The sequence below is a fragment of the Alterinioella sp. genome, assembly GCF_058343375.1.
Genome location: NZ_JBTUJH010000086.1, coordinates 34911 through 50763 on the forward strand (window position 1 = coordinate 34911; position 15853 = coordinate 50763).

The following is a 15853-nucleotide window of genomic DNA, read 5'->3' on the forward strand; positions in this document are numbered from 1 at the left end:
CATGGCGGCCCGGGCACGAGGGGCGGTTGACTCTGTCTGACGAACCGCCGCGACATGCTTCACATAAGGGGCGTGCGCGACGCCTTCCAGATCCGGCTGCCGGGCGTTTTGTATGGTTTTGTATGATGTTGCTGGCGCAGGGGAAATTCAATTGCCGCATTCTTGTCGCGGCCAGGGCAGTGCGCCGCATTCGGGCGCGCCTTGTTCCATGTCAACCGGCGCGCTGAACATTCGGGATCAAACCGCAAGGGCAGTTTTCTGGTTGGCTGAATCCTGTCCCGGATCCATTCCACCTTTGGGATTCCCTCATCCGGCCATTTCGCTTAGCATCGCGGCAAAGAAAAATCGCAAGAGAGCAGAGCCATGCCCCCCCCCTTCAACAATCAGATCGTCGGCCTGTGCCGGTTTTCCTATCTCGGCGAGGGCGGGTTCGAGGCCTCGAAACTGGGGATCGAGGCGCTGATGGAGGAGCTTTACGACCAGCAACGCATGAACCGGCGGTTTGCGTTTTTCGAGAAGCTCTGCCTGCCGTCGCTGGCGGCGCAGAGCGACCTCGATTTCAAGCTTGTGGTTCTGATCGGCACCTCGATGCCGATGCGGTTTCGCACCCGGCTGAAGGGCTTGGCCGATCAATACCCGTTTCTGCGGATCTGCGCATTCGAGCCGCACGGGCCGCTCAATTCGACAAGGCGGGCCTATCGCCGCGGGCTGAGCGACGGCGCCGATTTCATGACCGGGTTCCGGATTGATGATGATGATGCGGTGGCGGTGGATTACATCGAGAAAACCCGCGCCGCCGCCGATCACATGATCGCGGCCGGATGGGCCGATGCCGATCACCCGGTCGTGGTGGCGTTTCATCGCGGCATCTACTGGGACATGAACGACAAGGAGACCCCGTTTCACGATTTCCGCGAAATCGGGCCTCTGGGTCTGGCCAGCGCCATGATCACCAAACCCGATGACCAATCCAACATGTTTCGCTGGAACCATCGCCGGGTGGGGGCCTATACAAGGATGTGGACCGACCCGACCGACCTGATGTTCCTGCGCACCCTGCATCAGCATAATGACAGCGACCGGTCGATCCCGCCAGGCGCGGTGGTCATTGAAAAACCCAGGGCCAGGGCGATCTTGCGCAATCGGTTCGGGCTGGACCCTGACGTGGTGATGCCGCTGATGTGGCGCAAGTTCGGTGGCGCGGACGGGGCCGAATGACGCTATCGCCAAATCTGCGCGGCGCGGTCTATATGATGGGCAGCATGGCGGCATTCACCTTCAACGATGCCTGCGTGAAACTTCTGGCACCTGAGATGCCGCTGTTTCAGATCATCTTTTTGCGCGGCGTGCTGACCAGTGTTCTGATCGTCGGGCTGGCCTATGCGATGGGATTGCGGAGCATGCGCATTCCGCGCGGCGACCGTTGGCTTGTGGTCGGGCGCACGCTGGCCGAACTGGGGGGGATGGTCAGTTTCCTGACCGCGCTGTTGCATATGCCGCTGGCCAATATCAGCGCCTTTCTGATGTCATTGCCGTTGACGGTATCGCTGGCGGCGGCGGTTTTTCTGGGCGAACCTGTGGGCTGGAAACGTCTGATTGCGATTTTGGTCGGCATGATCGGCGTCTTGCTGATCGTGCAGCCGGGGACGGCGGGGTTCAATTCCTATTCGCTGCTGGTCTTGCTGGCGGTGGCGCTGTTCACCGCGCGGGACATCTTTACCCGGCAGCTGTCGGACGCGGTGCCGTCGCTGGCGGTTGCGGTGATCACGGCGGTCTCGGTTGCCGGTTTTGGCGGGGTGATGATGATCCCGCAGGACTGGGCGGCAGTCTCGTCACGCGGGGCGGTGCTGGTGGCGTTGGCGGCGGTGTTCATCATCGCGGGCTATCTGTTGTCGATCATGGTGATGCGGGTGGGCGAGGTCAGCTTTGTGGCGCCGTTTCGCTATACCATGTTGATCTGGGCGCTGGCATTGGGCTGGTATCTGTTCGGTGACTGGCCGGATGTCCTGACGCTGGCGGGGGCGGGCGTTGTGGTGGCAACCGGGATATTCACGATCTATCGCGAAAGCAGGGTGAGGGCGGCCAATGGATAGCGATCCCAGATTGCAGGTGCTGGGCCTGTGCCGGTTTTCCTATCCGGCCGAACTGGAGGGGTTTCAGACCCGCCATGCCACGATGGCCGAGCGGCGGGCGGCGCTATATGATCCGGCGCGGATGGAAACCCGTCTGTTCTGGTTCGAACATATCGCCTTGCCCGGGCTCAGGGCGCAGACGCGGGATGATTTCACGCTGCTGTTGCTGATGGGCGATGATCTGCCGCAACCCTATAGGGCCCGGCTGCTGGCGATGATCGCCGATGTGCCACAGATCCGGCCGCTATTTCGCGCCACCGGGCCGCACCGGTTGGTCTATCGTGAGATCCTGCGCGCGGCGCGCGATCCGGCGGCCGATATGGTGGCCGAGTTCCGGCTGGACGACGATGACGCGGTGGCGGTGAACTATGTTCAGATGATCCACCGGGCGGCACCGCAGATCCGCCCGTTATTTCGGCAAAAGGGCCGGGTTGCGCTGGATCAGGGCAAGGGCGTGGTGGTGAGCGCTGACGGGGCCGAGATTGCACTGACCCCGGTGATCAGCCATTGTTGGGCGGCGGCGCTGACGGTGTTCCTGAAGCCCGGTGATGCGGCCTGTGTGATGGATTTCCCGCATCAGAAGGTCTGGCAGCGGATGCCGCTGGTTTCGCATACCGGCCAGCTGATGTTTCTGCGCGGTGTGCATGCCACCAATGACAGCCCCGTGGGCCTGGCCGGCACCGGCACGTTTCGGTTGGACCCCGAGGATTGCCCCGACCTGCTGGCGCGCCGCTTTGGTGTCGATATCGCCGCGTTTCGGGCCGGCTGGGCGGCATTATCGCACCGCCTGTGATGCGGCGGCCAGATGGCCCCGGTGCGGCTGTTGACACCCCATCCGATTCCCCCTATATCCCGCGCCACTTGACCCCTCATGCGTTCATCGCTTTTGGGGCCATACAAACAGATTTGAGTGGTCATGATCCGGGCAAATAGTGCCTCGATCCTCTGAAACTTCCACCGCTGTGTCCTCCAGGTAGGGAAAGGGCACATGCGGTATTGGCGTTTTCGCGTGTGCGTTGGCGTCAGATGACATGAACGAGCGAGACGGGGAACCGAATGCCAACGATTCAACAGCTGATCCGCAAACCGCGGCAGCCCAAAGTAAAACGGTCCAAGTCGCAGCACTTGGAATCTTGCCCTCAGAAACGTGGTGTCTGCACCCGCGTCTATACCACGACTCCGAAAAAGCCGAACTCGGCGATGCGGAAAGTGGCCAAGGTGCGTCTGACCAACGGGTTTGAGGTGATCAGCTATATCGGTGGTGAAAGCCACAACCTTCAGGAACACTCGGTTGTCCTGATCCGCGGCGGCCGGGTGAAAGACCTTCCCGGTGTCCGCTACCACATTATTCGCGGTGTTCTCGATACGCAGGGCGTGAAAGACCGCCGTCAGCGTCGTTCGAAATACGGCGCCAAGCGCCCCAAATAAGAGGATCATCCGATGTCCCGTCGTCACGCCGCCGAGAAGCGCGAAGTTCTGCCCGACGCCAAATTTGGCGATAAGGTTCTGACCAAATTCATGAATAACCTGATGATCGACGGCAAGAAGTCGATCGCAGAGCGCATCGTCTACAACGCCTTTGACCGGGTTGAGGAAAAGCTGAAGCGCGCGCCCGTGGAAGTGTTTCACGAAGCGCTGGAGAATATCAAACCCGCGCTTGAGGTCCGGTCCCGCCGGGTCGGTGGTGCCACCTATCAGGTGCCCGTCGAGGTTCGCCCCGAACGCCGCGAAGCGCTGGCCATCCGCTGGTTGATCAAGGCCAGCCGGACCCGCAATGAAAACACGATGGAAGAACGTCTGGCCGGTGAACTGGTCGATGCCGTCAATTCGCGCGGCTCTGCCGTGAAGAAACGCGAAGACATGCATAAGATGGCCGACGCCAACAAAGCGTTCTCACATTACCGCTGGTAACTCCGGCTTCTCGTAAATTCCGCCCAAGGATCTAATTCAATGCCACGCGACTATCCGCTCGACCGCTACCGCAACTTCGGGATCATGGCCCATATTGATGCGGGCAAGACCACCTGCACCGAGCGTATCCTGTATTACACCGGCAAATCGCACAATATCGGCGAAGTCCATGATGGCGCGGCCACCATGGACTGGATGGAGCAGGAGCAGGAGCGCGGCATCACCATCACCTCGGCTGCGACCACCACGTTCTGGGAACGCACCGAAGATGGCGAAACCACGGATACCGAAAAGCACCGCCTGAACATCATCGACACCCCCGGCCACGTGGATTTCACCATCGAGGTCGAGCGGTCGCTGGCGGTTCTGGATGGCGCGGTTGCCGTTCTGGATGCCAATGCCGGTGTCGAGCCGCAGACCGAAACGGTGTGGCGTCAGGCCGACCGCTACAAGGTGCCGCGGATCGTGTTCGTCAACAAGATGGACAAGATCGGTGCGGATTTCTTCAACTGCGTCCACATGATCAAGGATCGCACCGGGGCCACACCGGCTCCGATTCAGATCCCGATCGGATCCGAGACCGAGCTGGAAGGCATCATTGACCTGGTCACCATGGAAGAATGGGTTTGGGAGGGTGAAGATCTGGGCGCCACCTGGGAAAAACGCCCGATCCGCGACAGCCTGAAAGAGACCGCCGAAGAATGGCGTGCCAAGCTGATCGAGATCGCGGTCGACATGGATGACGACGTGATGGAGGCCTATCTGGAAGGCGAAGAGCCTGACGTGCCGACGCTGCGCCGCCTGATCCGGGCCGGCACGCTGGCCATCAAGTTCATCCCCGTTCTGGCTGGCTCTGCCTTCAAGAACAAAGGGGTTCAGCCGCTTCTGAACGCCGTGATCGACTATCTGCCGAGCCCGATGGACGTGGTCGATTACATGGGCTTCAAACCCGGTGACGAAACCGAGACCCGCAACATCCCGCGTCGCGCCGATGATGACATGCCGTTCTCGGGCCTGGCCTTCAAGATCATGAACGATCCCTATATGGGCACCCTGACCTTCACCCGGATCTATTCCGGCAAGATTGCCAAAGGTGATACCTTCCTGAACTCGACCAAAGGCAAGAAAGAGCGCATCGGCCGCATGGTGATGATGCATTCCAACAAGCAAGACGAGATCACCGAAGCCTTCGCGGGTGACATCATCGCGCTGGCCGGTCTGAAAGACACCACAACCGGCGATACGCTATGCGCGATCAACGATCCGGTGGTTCTGGAAACCATGACCTTCCCCGATCCGGTGATCGAGATCGCGGTTGAGCCCAAGACCAAGGCTGACCAGGAAAAGATGAGCCAGGGTCTGGCGCGTCTGGCGGCCGAAGATCCGTCTTTCCGGGTGGAAACCGATATTGAATCGGGTCAGACCATCATGAAGGGCATGGGCGAATTGCACCTCGATATCCTGATTGACCGGCTGCGGCGGGAATTCAAGGTCGAGGCCAATATCGGCGCGCCGCAAGTGGCCTATCGCGAGACCATCGGCCATGAGGTCGAACATAGCTACACCCACAAGAAACAGTCGGGTGGGTCGGGTCAGTTTGCCGAAGTGAAGATGATCATCAGCCCGACCGAGCCCGGTGAAGGCTATTCCTTCGAGAGCAAGATCGTTGGCGGGTCGATTCCCAAGGAATACATCCCCGGCGTCGAAAAAGGCATCAACTCGGTCATGGATAGCGGCCCGCTGGCCGGCTTTCCGGTGATTGATTTCAAGGTCACCCTGATCGACGGCAAGTTCCACGATGTGGATTCCAGCGTTCTGGCCTTCGAGATCGCGGCACGGATGTGCATGCGCGAAGGTATGCGCAAGGCCGGTGCGAAGCTGCTGGAACCGATCATGAAGGTCGAAGTCGTGACGCCCGAAGAATATACCGGTGGCATCATCGGCGATCTGACCTCGCGTCGCGGTCAGGTGCAGGGCCAGGATTCGCGCGGCAATGCCATCGCGATTGATTGCTTCGTGCCGCTGGCCAACATGTTTGGCTATATCAACACCCTGCGGTCGATGTCTTCGGGGCGGGCGAACTTTTCCATGCAGTTCGATCACTATGAACCGGTGCCGCAGAACATCTCGGAAGAGATCCAGTCGAAATTCGCATAATCGGGATGGCGGGGTGAACCCCGCCCTACCCAAACCGTAGGGTGGGTTTTCAATCCACCACCCAAAGGAAAATCAAGGAGGCCAATATGGCAAAGGAAAAGTTTGACCGCAGTAAACCGCATGTGAACATTGGCACGATCGGCCATGTTGACCACGGCAAGACAACGCTGACAGCGGCAATCACGAAGTATTTCGGTGATTTCAAGTCCTATGACCAGATCGATGGCGCGCCCGAGGAAAAGGCCCGCGGCATCACGATCTCGACGGCGCATGTCGAATATGAGACCGAGAACCGCCATTACGCGCATGTCGACTGCCCCGGCCACGCCGATTACGTCAAGAACATGATCACCGGCGCGGCCCAGATGGACGGCGCAATCCTGGTGGTGAACGCGGCTGACGGCCCGATGCCGCAGACCCGTGAGCACATCTTGTTGGGGCGCCAGGTCGGCATTCCCTACATGGTCGTCTACATGAACAAGGTCGATCAGGTCGATGACGAGGAGCTGCTGGAACTGGTCGAGATGGAGATCCGCGAGCTGCTGGATAAATATGAGTATCCCGGCGACGATATCCCGATCATTCCGGGTTCGGCCCTGGCCGCTCTGGAAGGGCGCGACGAGGAAATCGGCGAGAAATCGATCCGCGCTCTGATGGCGGCTGTTGACGAATATATCCCGACCCCCACCCGCGCGATCGACCAGCCGTTCCTGATGCCGATCGAGGATGTGTTCTCGATCTCGGGTCGTGGCACGGTTGTCACGGGTCGTATCGAACGTGGCGTGATCAATGTTGGCGACAGCATTGAAATCGTTGGCATCAAGGACACCAAGACCACGACCTGCACCGGTGTGGAAATGTTCCGCAAGCTGCTGGATCGCGGTGAGGCGGGCGACAATGTCGGCGTCCTGCTGCGCGGCATCGAACGTGACGGTGTTGAGCGCGGTCAGGTGCTGTGCAAGCCGAAATCGGTCAACCCGCACACCAAATTCGAGGCCGAGGCCTATATCCTGACCAAGGAAGAGGGTGGCCGTCACACGCCGTTCTTTGCCAATTACCGTCCGCAGTTCTACTTCCGCACGACGGATGTGACCGGCACCGTGATGCTGCCCGAGGGCACGGAAATGGTGATGCCCGGTGACAACCTGAAATTCGAGGTCGACCTGATCGCCCCCATCGCCATGGAAACCGGCCTGCGTTTCGCCATCCGCGAAGGCGGCCGCACCGTTGGTGCCGGGGTCGTTTCGAAGATCATCGACTGAATACGACCTACGGGTTCGATGAGGGCTACCGGATGAGCCGGTGGTCCTCCTATCAACTCCAACGCCCTTGAAAGGCTGATACCAATGGCAGTCCAAAGCCAAAATATTCGCATCCGGCTCAAGGCCTTTGACTATCGCGTTCTGGATGCCAGCACGCAAGAGATCGTCAATACGGCCAAGCGCACCGGTGCGCAGGTGCGCGGGCCCATCCCGCTGCCGAACAAGATCGAGAAATTCACCGTTCTGCGTGGCCCCCACGTGGACAAGAAATCGCGCGACCAGTGGGAAATCCGGACCCATAAGCGTCTGCTCGATATCGTGGACCCGACGCCGCAGACCGTGGACGCGCTGATGAAGCTCGACCTGGCCGCCGGTGTTGACGTTCAGATCTCGGTTTGAGGAGGGCAATCAGATGCGCTCTGGAGTAATCGCGAAAAAGGTGGGCATGACCCGCCTGTTCATGGATGACGGCAAGCAGATTCCCGTCACCGTTCTGCAACTCGACAACCTGCAGGTTGTCGCACAACGCACCGCTGAAAAGGATGGCTATTCGGCTGTTCAGCTTGGCGCCGGCACGGCCAAGGTCAAACGCGTCAGCCAGGCCATGCGTGGCCATTATGCGGCGGCATCGGTCGCCCCGAAGCGCAAGCTGGCCGAGTTTCGGGTATCGCCTGAAAACCTGATCGAAGTGGGGGCCGAAATCTCGGCCGAGCACTTCCTTGAGGGGCAAAAGGTCGATGTCTCGGGCATCTCGATCGGTAAAGGGTTTGCCGGTGCGATGAAGCGGTGGAATTTCAAGGGCCTGCGCGCCACCCATGGCGTGTCGATCAGCCACCGTAGCCACGGCTCCACCGGCCAGTGTCAGGATCCCGGCAAGGTGTTCAAGGGCAAGAAGATGGCCGGTCACATGGGTGCCGCCCGTGTCACCACCCAGAATCTCGAAGTTGTCCGCACCGATGCGGATCGCGGCCTGATCATGATCAAGGGCGCGGTTCCGGGATCGAAAGGCGGATGGGTGACCATCAAGGACGCCATGAAGAAGAAACTGCCTGAGGGTGTTCCCTTCCCCGCCGCGCTGAAAGGCGCCGCCGTGGAAGAGGCTCCTGTCGAGGCTCCGGCTGAAGGAGCGGAAGAATGAAGGCTGATGTCATCAAACTGGACGGCGGCAAGGCCGGCACCGTGGATCTGGATGAGGCCCTGTTTGGCCTGGAACCGCGCGCCGATATCCTGCATCGCGTTGTCCGCTGGCAGCGCAACAAGGCGCAGGCCGGCACCCACAAGGTGAAAACCCGGTCCGAAGTGAATTACTCGACCAAGAAGATCTATCGCCAAAAAGGCACCGGTGGCGCACGCCATGGTGCCCGTTCGGCCCCGATCTTCCGCGGTGGTGGTGTTTACAAAGGCCCGACACCGCGCAGCCACGCCCATGATCTGCCCAAAAAGGTGCGGGTTCTGGGGCTGAAACACGCCCTGTCCGCAAAGGCGGCAGCCGGTGAACTGGTGGTGATCGACTCCATCGCGATGGATGCCGCCAAGACCGGAACCCTGGCCAAGCAGGTCAAGGAACTGGGCTGGAAGCGGGCGCTGATCATCGACGGCTCGGAAGTGGACGCAAACTTTGCTCTGGCGGCAAGCAATATCGAAGGTCTCGATATTCTGCCGACCATGGGCGCAAACGTCTATGATATCCTCAAGCGTGACACCTTGGTGATCACACGCGCAGGTATCGAAGCACTGGAGGCTCGTCTGAAATGAGTGCCAAAGCTGAACATTACGACGTGATCCGCAAGCCGGTCATCACGGAAAAGGCAACCATGGCATCAGAGGCCAACGCGGTTGTGTTCGAAGTGGCGATCGACGCGAACAAACCCCAGATCAAGGAGGCGGTTGAAAGCCTCTTTGGGGTCAAGGTCAAAGCGGTCAACACGATGATCACCAAAGGCAAAACCAAACGGTTCCGGGGTGCACTCGGGCGCCGCAAGGACGTGAAAAAGGCCTATGTGACGCTCGAAGAGGGCAACATGATTGACGTGTCTACCGGTCTGTAAGGGCGGGGATGAATGACTGGAAGGGCCTTCACGATTGTGAGGGCCCTTTGTCATTGAGACATGCCGAAGATACCGCGGTTTTCGTAATGCTGTGTTCAGCCGCACCGATCCGGGATTGGCCCGGCCTCAACCAGACCGCCCCCTGGGCTGGCGATTGGTCGACCTGCGCATATCGCTCAAGGGTCTTCTGGATCTGGCGGGTAAAAAGTGGTCAGGATTAGCCTTGCATCGCCATCGCGCGGTCTGGCCATCGCGCGGACTGGGCTCTTTCTTTCGACGCCCTATTGACCCTGTTGGTGCCCTCCACTACTAGACCCCATCGGCTTGGCCCCGGATTCGTCCGGGGCTTCGCTTTTGGTCTCAAGGCCGCAAAACAGGGCACCTACGGGGGCCTATAGCATCAGGGTCATTCACGTGACCCACACAAGCAAACGGAAGACAGTAAACATGGCACTCAAGTCGTATAAGCCAACGACGCCGGGCCAGCGTGGGCTGGTTCTGATCGACCGTTCGGAGCTGTGGAAAGGACGTCCTGTCAAATCCCTTACTCAGGGTTTGAGCAAACATGGCGGCCGGAACAACACCGGACGGATCACCATGCGCCGCATTGGTGGTGGCGCAAAGCGTCTCTATCGCATCGTTGATTTCAAGCGCAACAAGATGGATGTTCCGGCAACCGTCGAACGCATCGAATATGACCCCAACCGGACCGCGTTCATTGCGCTGATCCGCTATGAAGACGGCGAACAGGCCTATATTCTGGCCCCGCAGCGTCTTGGTATCGGGGACAAGGTGATTGCGTCCGCCAAAGCAGATATCAAACCGGGCAACGCAATGCCGTTTTCCGGCATGCCGATCGGCACCATCATCCACAATATCGAGCTGAAGCAGGGCAAGGGTGGCCAGATCGCCCGTGCCGCCGGCACCTATGCCCAGTTCGTCGGTCGTGATGGTGGTTATGCGCAGATCCGCCTGTCCTCGGGCGAATTGCGCATGGTGCGTCAGGAATGCATGGCCACCGTTGGTGCCGTGTCGAACCCCGACAATTCGAACCAGAACCTTGGCAAAGCCGGTCGCAACCGCCACAAGGGCATCCGCCCCTCTGTGCGTGGTGTGGTGATGAACCCGGTCGATCACCCCCATGGTGGTGGTGAGGGTCGGACCTCTGGTGGTCGTCACCCGGTTACGCCCTGGGGCAAGCCGACAAAGGGTGCCAAGACCCGTAACAAGAACAAAGCGTCCAGCAAGCTGATCATCCGCTCGCGTCACGCCAAGAAGAAGGGCCGCTGATATGAGCCGCTCAGTCTGGAAGGGCCCTTTTGTCGACAGCTATGTCCTCAAGAAGGCCGAGAAATCCAAGGAATCGGGTCGTCACGAGGTCATCAAGATCTGGTCGCGCCGGTCTACCATCCTGCCTCAGTTCGTGGGTCTTACCTTTGGCGTCTATAATGGCCGCAAGCATATTCCGGTGAATGTCACCGAGGACATGATCGGCCAGAAGTTTGGTGAATATTCGCCGACGCGGACCTTTTACGGTCACGCGGCTGATAAAAAAGCGAAGAGGAAATAAGCCATGGGCAAGGATAAAAATCCCCGCCGCGTGGCGGATAACGAGGCGATGGCCAAGCTGAAGATGCTGCGCACTTCGCCTCAGAAACTGAATCTCGTGGCTCAGATGATCCGTGGCAAGAAAGTGGAAAAGGCGTTGACCGATCTCACCTTCTCGAAAAAGCGGATTGCGATTGATGTGAAGAAATGCCTTCAATCCGCCATCGCCAATGCCGAAAATAACCATAACCTCGATGTCGACGAACTGGTCGTGTCCGAGGCCTATGTCGGCAAGAACATGGTCCTGAAACGCGGCCGTCCCCGTGGCCGTGGCCGGTTTGGCAAAATCGTCAAGCCGTTTTCGGAACTGACCATCACTGTGCGTCAAGTTGAGGAGCAAGCCTAATGGGACATAAAGTCAATCCGATTGGCATGCGCCTTCAGATCAACCGCACCTGGGACAGCCGCTGGTATGCCGATACCAAGGACTACGGAAACCTCCTGCTGGAGGACATCAAGATGCGCGCGTTCATTCATGAGGAGTGCAAGCAGGCGGGTGTTTCCAAGGTCATCATCGAACGTCCGCACCGCAAGTGCCGCGTCACCGTCCACACGGCGCGCCCGGGCGTGATCATCGGCAAAAAAGGTGCCGATATCGAAACCCTGCGCCGCAAGCTGGCCGCCATGACCGCCAGCGATCTGCATCTCAACATCGTCGAGATCCGCAAGCCGGAACTGGATGCGCAATTGGTTGCGGAAAGCATCGCACAGCAGCTGGAACGCCGGGTGTCGTTCCGTCGTGCGATGAAACGCGCCGTGCAGAACGCGATGCGGATGGGCTCGCTCGGGATCCGTGTCAACGTCGCGGGCCGCCTTGGCGGGGCCGAGATTGCGCGCACCGAATGGTATCGTGAAGGCCGTGTGCCCCTGCACACATTGCGCGCCGATATCGATTATGCCCATGCCGAGGCAAAGACGGCCTATGGCATCATCGGCATCAAGACCTGGATCTTCAAAGGCGAGATCATGGAGCACGACCCGTCGGCCCATGATCGCCGTCATGCCGAGGCTCAGGAAGGTGGCGGTTCGCGTCCTCAAGGCGGCGGTCGTCCCCGCCGTGACCGGTAAGGAGTAGAGAAGATGCTGCAACCAAAGCGCACCAAATTCCGCAAGATGCACAAGGGCCGTATCCGGGGCCAGGCCAAGGGCGGGTCTGACCTGAACTTTGGCACCTTCGGGTTGAAGGCGATCGAGCCCGAGCGGGTCACCGCCCGCCAGATCGAGGCCGCCCGCCGCGCCATGACGCGTCATATGAAACGTCAGGGCCGGGTCTGGATCCGGATTTTCCCGGACACGCCGGTGACCTCCAAACCGGTCGAAGTGCGGATGGGCAAGGGTAAGGGTTCGGTCGATTACTGGGCCTGCAAGGTCAAGCCCGGCCGCGTGATGTTCGAGATCGACGGCGTGAACGAAGACATCGCGCGTGAGGCCCTGCGCCTTGCCGCGATGAAACTGCCGGTCAAGACCCGCACCATTGTTCGGGAAGACTGGTAACCGTCCTTTCCGCTTCATGGGAATGACGTGGTTGAGAATAGACAAACCCCCGCTGAAAGATCAGCGGGGGTTTTCTGATCTGGCGCGGGCACTTTTGGCAATGCGCCTCAGCGCCGATCAATAGCACCTCTCAGAAAACCTGAACCCCTTAACGCTGCCTGAAATCAAAGATTTCAACGCGGTTCAAGCGATGCACCCTGGCTCAGCTATTGGCGAGAAGTGTTTTAAGGAAGCCTTGCGGTTTCCGGAGGTGCCGGTTCGGAGATGCCCGCGCAAATCCGGATCGCGCCGCAGGTGACATCGAAAGCGTTCCGGCATGCCGAGGCGTCAGAAATCGACCGTCACGCCCGGCAAATTCATCGCCTTGACCAGATCGCGCACTTCCTGGCGGGCGGCGACATTCGAGATGTTCATCTTCTCCACCCCCATCTCGCGCAGATCCAGAAGCGTCATGCCGGTGGGGAACAGTTCCCGAAAGATCACCCGTTCGGACAGGCCGGGTGCCACACGAAACCCAATCCGCTTCGACAGCGCGGTCAGGGCGTCGCCGACCTTGCGCTTGTTATGCATGTATTGCGCGCCCAGGCGGTTGCGAACCACGATCCAGTCGATCGGGGTCAGCCCGGCGCGGGCGCGAAGCTGGCGGGCGTGCCAGACCATTTCCGAATAGACCGACGGGCCCTTGATGTCATAGGTCTCGGGGTCGATCCGGGCCAGCAGGTCGAAATCGACAAAGCTGTCATTCAGTGGCGTGACCAGCGTATCGGCCAGCGAATGCGCCACCTGGCTGAGCCGGGTATGCGAGCCGGGGCAGTCGATAACGATGAAATCACAGCCGCTCTCGAGATTGCTGACAGCCGCCGAAAGGCGCAGGTCATAGATATTGTCGTCAGGGCCAAGCTGGCTTGGGTCGACCTCCGGCAAGTCGATCAGCATCGGGGCCGCCAGCGTCAACTGACGTCTGGTGATGGTGGCCTGCCGGTTCTCGATATAGCGGCCAAAGCTTTGTTGGCGCAGATCCAGATCCAGCCCGCCAACCCTGTGTCCCATGCGGGCCAGCGCGGTTGCCACATGCATGGCCGAGGTCGATTTGCCCGAGCCGCCCTTTTCGTTGCCGAAAACGATGATATGCGCCACCGCTGTCCCCTTATTATTGTCTGGCCGCGGTTTTCTTTGCGATAGCTGGCCCGATGCGGCGCAATATACGGAACCGCGCGGCCAGTGTTAAGCGCGAAACCACGCCATCTCCGATCAGGGCGCATTATTCCTATCTGTCCCAGGATTGGCTCGGACTGTCAGGTGCTTCCTGTCCGGCCGGAAAGAGCACAACCAATTCCCGGCACCGTCACAGGCCCGGATCGCGGGCAGAAGGAGGCAATGTCGCGGTCCACGCGCCATTGGGCTGAAGCCAAGCAAACCGCCCTGAATGCGAAAACGCCGCCCCGGACAAGGGCGGCGTTTTTTTGTAAATCCGAGATGGTCGCAGGTTCAGAAACCCAGACCTTCGTATTTTTTCTTGAACTTGGACACGCGCCCGCCAGTGTCCATCAGACGTGCGCCGCCACCGGTCCAGGCCGGGTGAACGGTGGGGTCGATATCCAGCGCCAGCTGGTCGCCTTCGGACCCCCAGGTGGATTTCATCTGGATGACATCGCCATTCGTCATCTTGACGTCGATGATGTGGTATTCGGGATGGGTATCTTTTTTCATGACATCCGCTCCTTCAGGTTTCAGCGCCGGATTTGGGCTTGTAATTGGTGACTTCCGCGATCCGGGCCGATTTGCCGCGACGCGCGCGCAGGTAATACAGCTTGGCACGGCGCACACGGCCACGACGCACGACGGTGATGCTGTCGATATTGGTGGAATGCAGCGGGAACACACGTTCCACGCCTTCGCCAAAGCTGATTTTGCGGACGGTAAAGGATCCCGCAATGCCCGCGCCGTTCTTGCGCGCGATGCAGACGCCTTCGTAGTTCTGGACACGGCTGCGCGTGCCTTCGGTCACTTTGTAACCGACGCGGATGGTGTCACCCGCTTTGAAATCCGGGATGTCTTTTCCCAGGGCGGCAATCTGCTCCGCCTCGATCTGTGCGATCAGGTCCATCGCAATTCTCCAACAATGATCACGGTTTGCCCGCGAATGTGATGTCGCCCCAAGCGCTCTTGGTCTTCTTCCGGGTCCGCCGCTGCGCCCGCCAGAGATCAGGTCAACTTTTCCTTCTTGCGCGATGTGATCTTGAGGGGCCGCAAGGGCAGGGCGAAGAAACCCCGTTTGCCGTGGCCCGGCCAAACACAAAACGGTTCCGCTGAGTCGGATCAACCCGACCGGAACGGGCGGTGTGTAGGGCAGGGCGCGCGCATATGCAAGGGTGTTAGCGGGGTTTGCGGGCCAGATAGGCGGCCCAAAGATCGGGGCGTCGGTCTTGCGTCAGTTTTTCGGCCTGATCCCGGCGCCAATCGGCAATGCGTTTGTGGTTGCCGGACAGCAGCACTTCGGGGATTTCGTGGCCCAGCCATTCGGCGGGTTTGGTATATTGCGGATGTTCCAGCAGACCGTCAGAGAAGCTTTCCTCGATCGTCGAGGCCTGATTGCCCAGAACATTCGGGATCAGCCGGACGGTGGCGTCGATCAGCGCCTGGGCGGCGATCTCGCCGCCTGTCATGACAAAATCGCCAAGGCTCAGCTCTTCCATGTCGAAATGCTCGATCACGCGCTGATCGACCCCTTCGAACCGGCCGCATAGCAGCGTCATGCCCTCGGCTTTTGAAAACCGCGCCGCGTCGGCCTGGGTGAAGGGCTTGCCCCTGGGCGACAGGAAGACACGCGGCCAGCGGGCGCTATCGGCGGGCGTGCCGCGCGATGCCAGGCCCAGGGCGCGGCCCAGAACATCGGCGCGCATCACCAGACCGGCCCCGCCGCCGGCGGGCGTATCATCGACCTTGCGATGCTTGCCGATGCCAAAGGCGCGCAGGTCGATGGGCTCCAGCGCCCACAGCCCGTGCTGCAGCGCCTTGCCGGTCAGCGATTGACCCAGAACGCCCGGGAATGCCTCGGGGAACAGGGTGATGACCCTGGCCCGCCAGGCCCCTTTCAACTGCGGCGTGGGCGTCACCAGATCGCGTGGCGTATGGCTGGCGCTGATCGACAGGCGGCCATGGGATTTGTTCAAAGGCGTGGACATGGCCGAAGGCGTTACCGCGATTGGGCTGGCAAGACAACCGCCGCAACGCCAGGCTT

The 15853-nt window shown here is 60.1% G+C and carries 20 protein-coding genes; 16 read left to right on the forward strand and 4 right to left on the reverse strand.

Annotation, left to right across the window (positions count from 1 at the left end; all coding sequences use genetic code 11):
- The first annotated feature begins 363 nt into the window (after positions 1-363).
- The 16 genes from ACW8PS_RS12145 to rplP all read left to right on the forward strand — a co-directional run bounded on the left by ACW8PS_RS12145 (position 364) and on the right by rplP (position 12612).
- A complete protein-coding gene (locus ACW8PS_RS12145; RefSeq protein ID WP_491527708.1) occupies positions 364-1218 on the forward strand; it encodes a glycosyltransferase in 855 nt (284 codons plus the stop codon).
- Positions 1215-2093: a DMT family transporter gene (locus tag ACW8PS_RS12150; protein ID WP_491527709.1), complete on the forward strand. Its 879-nt coding sequence runs from the start codon at positions 1215-1217 to the stop codon at positions 2091-2093. Before ACW8PS_RS12145 ends, ACW8PS_RS12150 begins: the two co-directional genes overlap by 4 nt.
- Positions 2086-2925, forward strand: coding sequence for a glycosyltransferase (locus ACW8PS_RS12155; RefSeq protein WP_491527710.1), 840 nt, complete (start codon positions 2086-2088; stop codon positions 2923-2925). The genes ACW8PS_RS12150 and ACW8PS_RS12155 overlap by 8 nt, the downstream gene beginning before the upstream one ends.
- A gap of 263 nt (positions 2926-3188) precedes the next feature.
- Complete coding sequence (gene rpsL / locus ACW8PS_RS12160; protein WP_491527711.1) at positions 3189-3560, forward strand: 30S ribosomal protein S12; 372 nt, start codon at positions 3189-3191, stop codon at positions 3558-3560.
- A 12-nt stretch (positions 3561-3572) separates the two neighbouring features.
- Positions 3573-4043 carry a 30S ribosomal protein S7 gene (rpsG, locus tag ACW8PS_RS12165; protein WP_491527712.1) on the forward strand — a complete coding sequence of 157 codons (471 nt, stop codon included), beginning with the start codon at positions 3573-3575 and terminating at the stop codon, positions 4041-4043.
- A 39-nt stretch (positions 4044-4082) separates the two neighbouring features.
- Entirely contained in the window at positions 4083-6200 is a 2118-nt protein-coding gene (gene fusA / locus ACW8PS_RS12170) for an elongation factor G (protein WP_491527713.1), read from the forward strand.
- 86 nt (positions 6201-6286) lie between these two features.
- The gene (gene tuf / locus ACW8PS_RS12175) at positions 6287-7462 is read left to right on the forward strand and encodes an elongation factor Tu (RefSeq protein ID WP_491527714.1); all 1176 of its coding nucleotides are present in this window, start codon (positions 6287-6289) and stop codon (positions 7460-7462) included.
- Positions 7463-7546: 84 nt separating this feature from the next.
- On the forward strand, positions 7547-7861 hold the full coding sequence (gene rpsJ / locus ACW8PS_RS12180) for a 30S ribosomal protein S10 (protein ID WP_224813467.1): 315 nt from the start codon (positions 7547-7549) through the stop codon (positions 7859-7861).
- 13 nt (positions 7862-7874) lie between these two features.
- On the forward strand, positions 7875-8600 hold the full coding sequence (gene rplC / locus ACW8PS_RS12185) for a 50S ribosomal protein L3 (protein WP_491527715.1): 726 nt from the start codon (positions 7875-7877) through the stop codon (positions 8598-8600).
- A complete protein-coding gene (rplD, locus tag ACW8PS_RS12190) occupies positions 8597-9217 on the forward strand; it encodes a 50S ribosomal protein L4 (RefSeq protein WP_491527716.1) in 621 nt (206 codons plus the stop codon). Before rplC ends, rplD begins: the two co-directional genes overlap by 4 nt.
- A complete protein-coding gene (locus tag ACW8PS_RS12195; protein ID WP_491527717.1) occupies positions 9214-9510 on the forward strand; it encodes a 50S ribosomal protein L23 in 297 nt (98 codons plus the stop codon). Before rplD ends, ACW8PS_RS12195 begins: the two co-directional genes overlap by 4 nt.
- Positions 9511-9957: 447 nt before the next feature.
- Positions 9958-10800, forward strand: a complete 843-nt coding sequence (gene rplB, locus ACW8PS_RS12200; RefSeq protein WP_491527718.1) for a 50S ribosomal protein L2 — start codon at positions 9958-9960, stop codon at positions 10798-10800.
- Position 10801: 1 nt separating this feature from the next.
- Positions 10802-11080 (forward strand): 30S ribosomal protein S19, encoded by a 279-nt coding sequence (gene rpsS / locus ACW8PS_RS12205; protein WP_491527719.1) that lies wholly within the window; start codon positions 10802-10804, stop codon positions 11078-11080.
- A 3-nt stretch (positions 11081-11083) separates the two neighbouring features.
- On the forward strand, positions 11084-11464 hold the full coding sequence (rplV, locus tag ACW8PS_RS12210) for a 50S ribosomal protein L22 (RefSeq protein ID WP_491527720.1): 381 nt from the start codon (positions 11084-11086) through the stop codon (positions 11462-11464).
- Complete coding sequence (gene rpsC / locus ACW8PS_RS12215) at positions 11464-12186, forward strand: 30S ribosomal protein S3 (protein WP_491527721.1); 723 nt, start codon at positions 11464-11466, stop codon at positions 12184-12186. The genes rplV and rpsC overlap by 1 nt, the downstream gene beginning before the upstream one ends.
- A gap of 12 nt (positions 12187-12198) precedes the next feature.
- Positions 12199-12612: a 50S ribosomal protein L16 gene (gene rplP / locus ACW8PS_RS12220; RefSeq protein WP_491527722.1), complete on the forward strand. Its 414-nt coding sequence runs from the start codon at positions 12199-12201 to the stop codon at positions 12610-12612.
- A 327-nt stretch (positions 12613-12939) separates the two neighbouring features.
- On the opposite strand, the gene ACW8PS_RS12225 is transcribed toward rplP, so the two are convergent.
- From ACW8PS_RS12225 to trmD, 4 genes are all read right to left on the reverse strand, one after another.
- The gene (locus tag ACW8PS_RS12225; RefSeq protein ID WP_491527723.1) at positions 12940-13749 is read right to left on the reverse strand and encodes a division plane positioning ATPase MipZ; all 810 of its coding nucleotides are present in this window, start codon (positions 13747-13749) and stop codon (positions 12940-12942) included.
- A 351-nt stretch (positions 13750-14100) separates the two neighbouring features.
- Complete coding sequence (gene rpmE, locus ACW8PS_RS12230; RefSeq protein WP_491527724.1) at positions 14101-14322, reverse strand: 50S ribosomal protein L31; 222 nt, start codon at positions 14320-14322, stop codon at positions 14101-14103.
- 13 nt (positions 14323-14335) lie between these two features.
- Positions 14336-14719, reverse strand: a complete 384-nt coding sequence (rplS, locus tag ACW8PS_RS12235) for a 50S ribosomal protein L19 (RefSeq protein ID WP_491527725.1) — start codon at positions 14717-14719, stop codon at positions 14336-14338.
- 268 nt (positions 14720-14987) lie between these two features.
- Positions 14988-15797 carry a tRNA (guanosine(37)-N1)-methyltransferase TrmD gene (gene trmD / locus ACW8PS_RS12240; RefSeq protein WP_491527726.1) on the reverse strand — a complete coding sequence of 270 codons (810 nt, stop codon included), beginning with the start codon at positions 15795-15797 and terminating at the stop codon, positions 14988-14990.
- Between the last annotated feature and the right edge of the window lie 56 nt (positions 15798-15853).

Excerpts from the sequence above, each read along its gene's own strand:
- rpsC (WP_491527721.1), top strand. The coding sequence starts at position 11,464 with ATGGGACATAAAGTCAATCCGATTGGCATGCGCCTTCAGATCAACCGC.
- rpsS (WP_491527719.1), top strand. The coding sequence starts at position 10,802 with ATGAGCCGCTCAGTCTGGAAGGGCCCTTTTGTCGACAGCTATGTCCTC.
- rplD (WP_491527716.1), top strand. The coding sequence starts at position 8,597 with ATGAAGGCTGATGTCATCAAACTGGACGGCGGCAAGGCCGGCACCGTG.
- rplS (WP_491527725.1), bottom strand. The coding sequence starts at position 14,719 with ATGGACCTGATCGCACAGATCGAGGCGGAGCAGATTGCCGCCCTGGGA.
- rplV (WP_491527720.1), top strand. The coding sequence starts at position 11,084 with ATGGGCAAGGATAAAAATCCCCGCCGCGTGGCGGATAACGAGGCGATG.
- rplB (WP_491527718.1), top strand. The coding sequence starts at position 9,958 with ATGGCACTCAAGTCGTATAAGCCAACGACGCCGGGCCAGCGTGGGCTG.
- rpsJ (WP_224813467.1), top strand. The coding sequence starts at position 7,547 with ATGGCAGTCCAAAGCCAAAATATTCGCATCCGGCTCAAGGCCTTTGAC.
- ACW8PS_RS12145 (WP_491527708.1), top strand. The coding sequence starts at position 364 with ATGCCCCCCCCCTTCAACAATCAGATCGTCGGCCTGTGCCGGTTTTCC.
- ACW8PS_RS12195 (WP_491527717.1), top strand. The coding sequence starts at position 9,214 with ATGAGTGCCAAAGCTGAACATTACGACGTGATCCGCAAGCCGGTCATC.
- ACW8PS_RS12155 (WP_491527710.1), top strand. The coding sequence starts at position 2,086 with ATGGATAGCGATCCCAGATTGCAGGTGCTGGGCCTGTGCCGGTTTTCC.
- ACW8PS_RS12150 (WP_491527709.1), top strand. The coding sequence starts at position 1,215 with ATGACGCTATCGCCAAATCTGCGCGGCGCGGTCTATATGATGGGCAGC.
- rpmE (WP_491527724.1), bottom strand. The coding sequence starts at position 14,322 with ATGAAAAAAGATACCCATCCCGAATACCACATCATCGACGTCAAGATG.
- rplP (WP_491527722.1), top strand. The coding sequence starts at position 12,199 with ATGCTGCAACCAAAGCGCACCAAATTCCGCAAGATGCACAAGGGCCGT.
- trmD (WP_491527726.1), bottom strand. The coding sequence starts at position 15,797 with ATGTCCACGCCTTTGAACAAATCCCATGGCCGCCTGTCGATCAGCGCC.
- tuf (WP_491527714.1), top strand. The coding sequence starts at position 6,287 with ATGGCAAAGGAAAAGTTTGACCGCAGTAAACCGCATGTGAACATTGGC.
- rpsL (WP_491527711.1), top strand. The coding sequence starts at position 3,189 with ATGCCAACGATTCAACAGCTGATCCGCAAACCGCGGCAGCCCAAAGTA.
- rpsG (WP_491527712.1), top strand. The coding sequence starts at position 3,573 with ATGTCCCGTCGTCACGCCGCCGAGAAGCGCGAAGTTCTGCCCGACGCC.
- fusA (WP_491527713.1), top strand. The coding sequence starts at position 4,083 with ATGCCACGCGACTATCCGCTCGACCGCTACCGCAACTTCGGGATCATG.
- rplC (WP_491527715.1), top strand. The coding sequence starts at position 7,875 with ATGCGCTCTGGAGTAATCGCGAAAAAGGTGGGCATGACCCGCCTGTTC.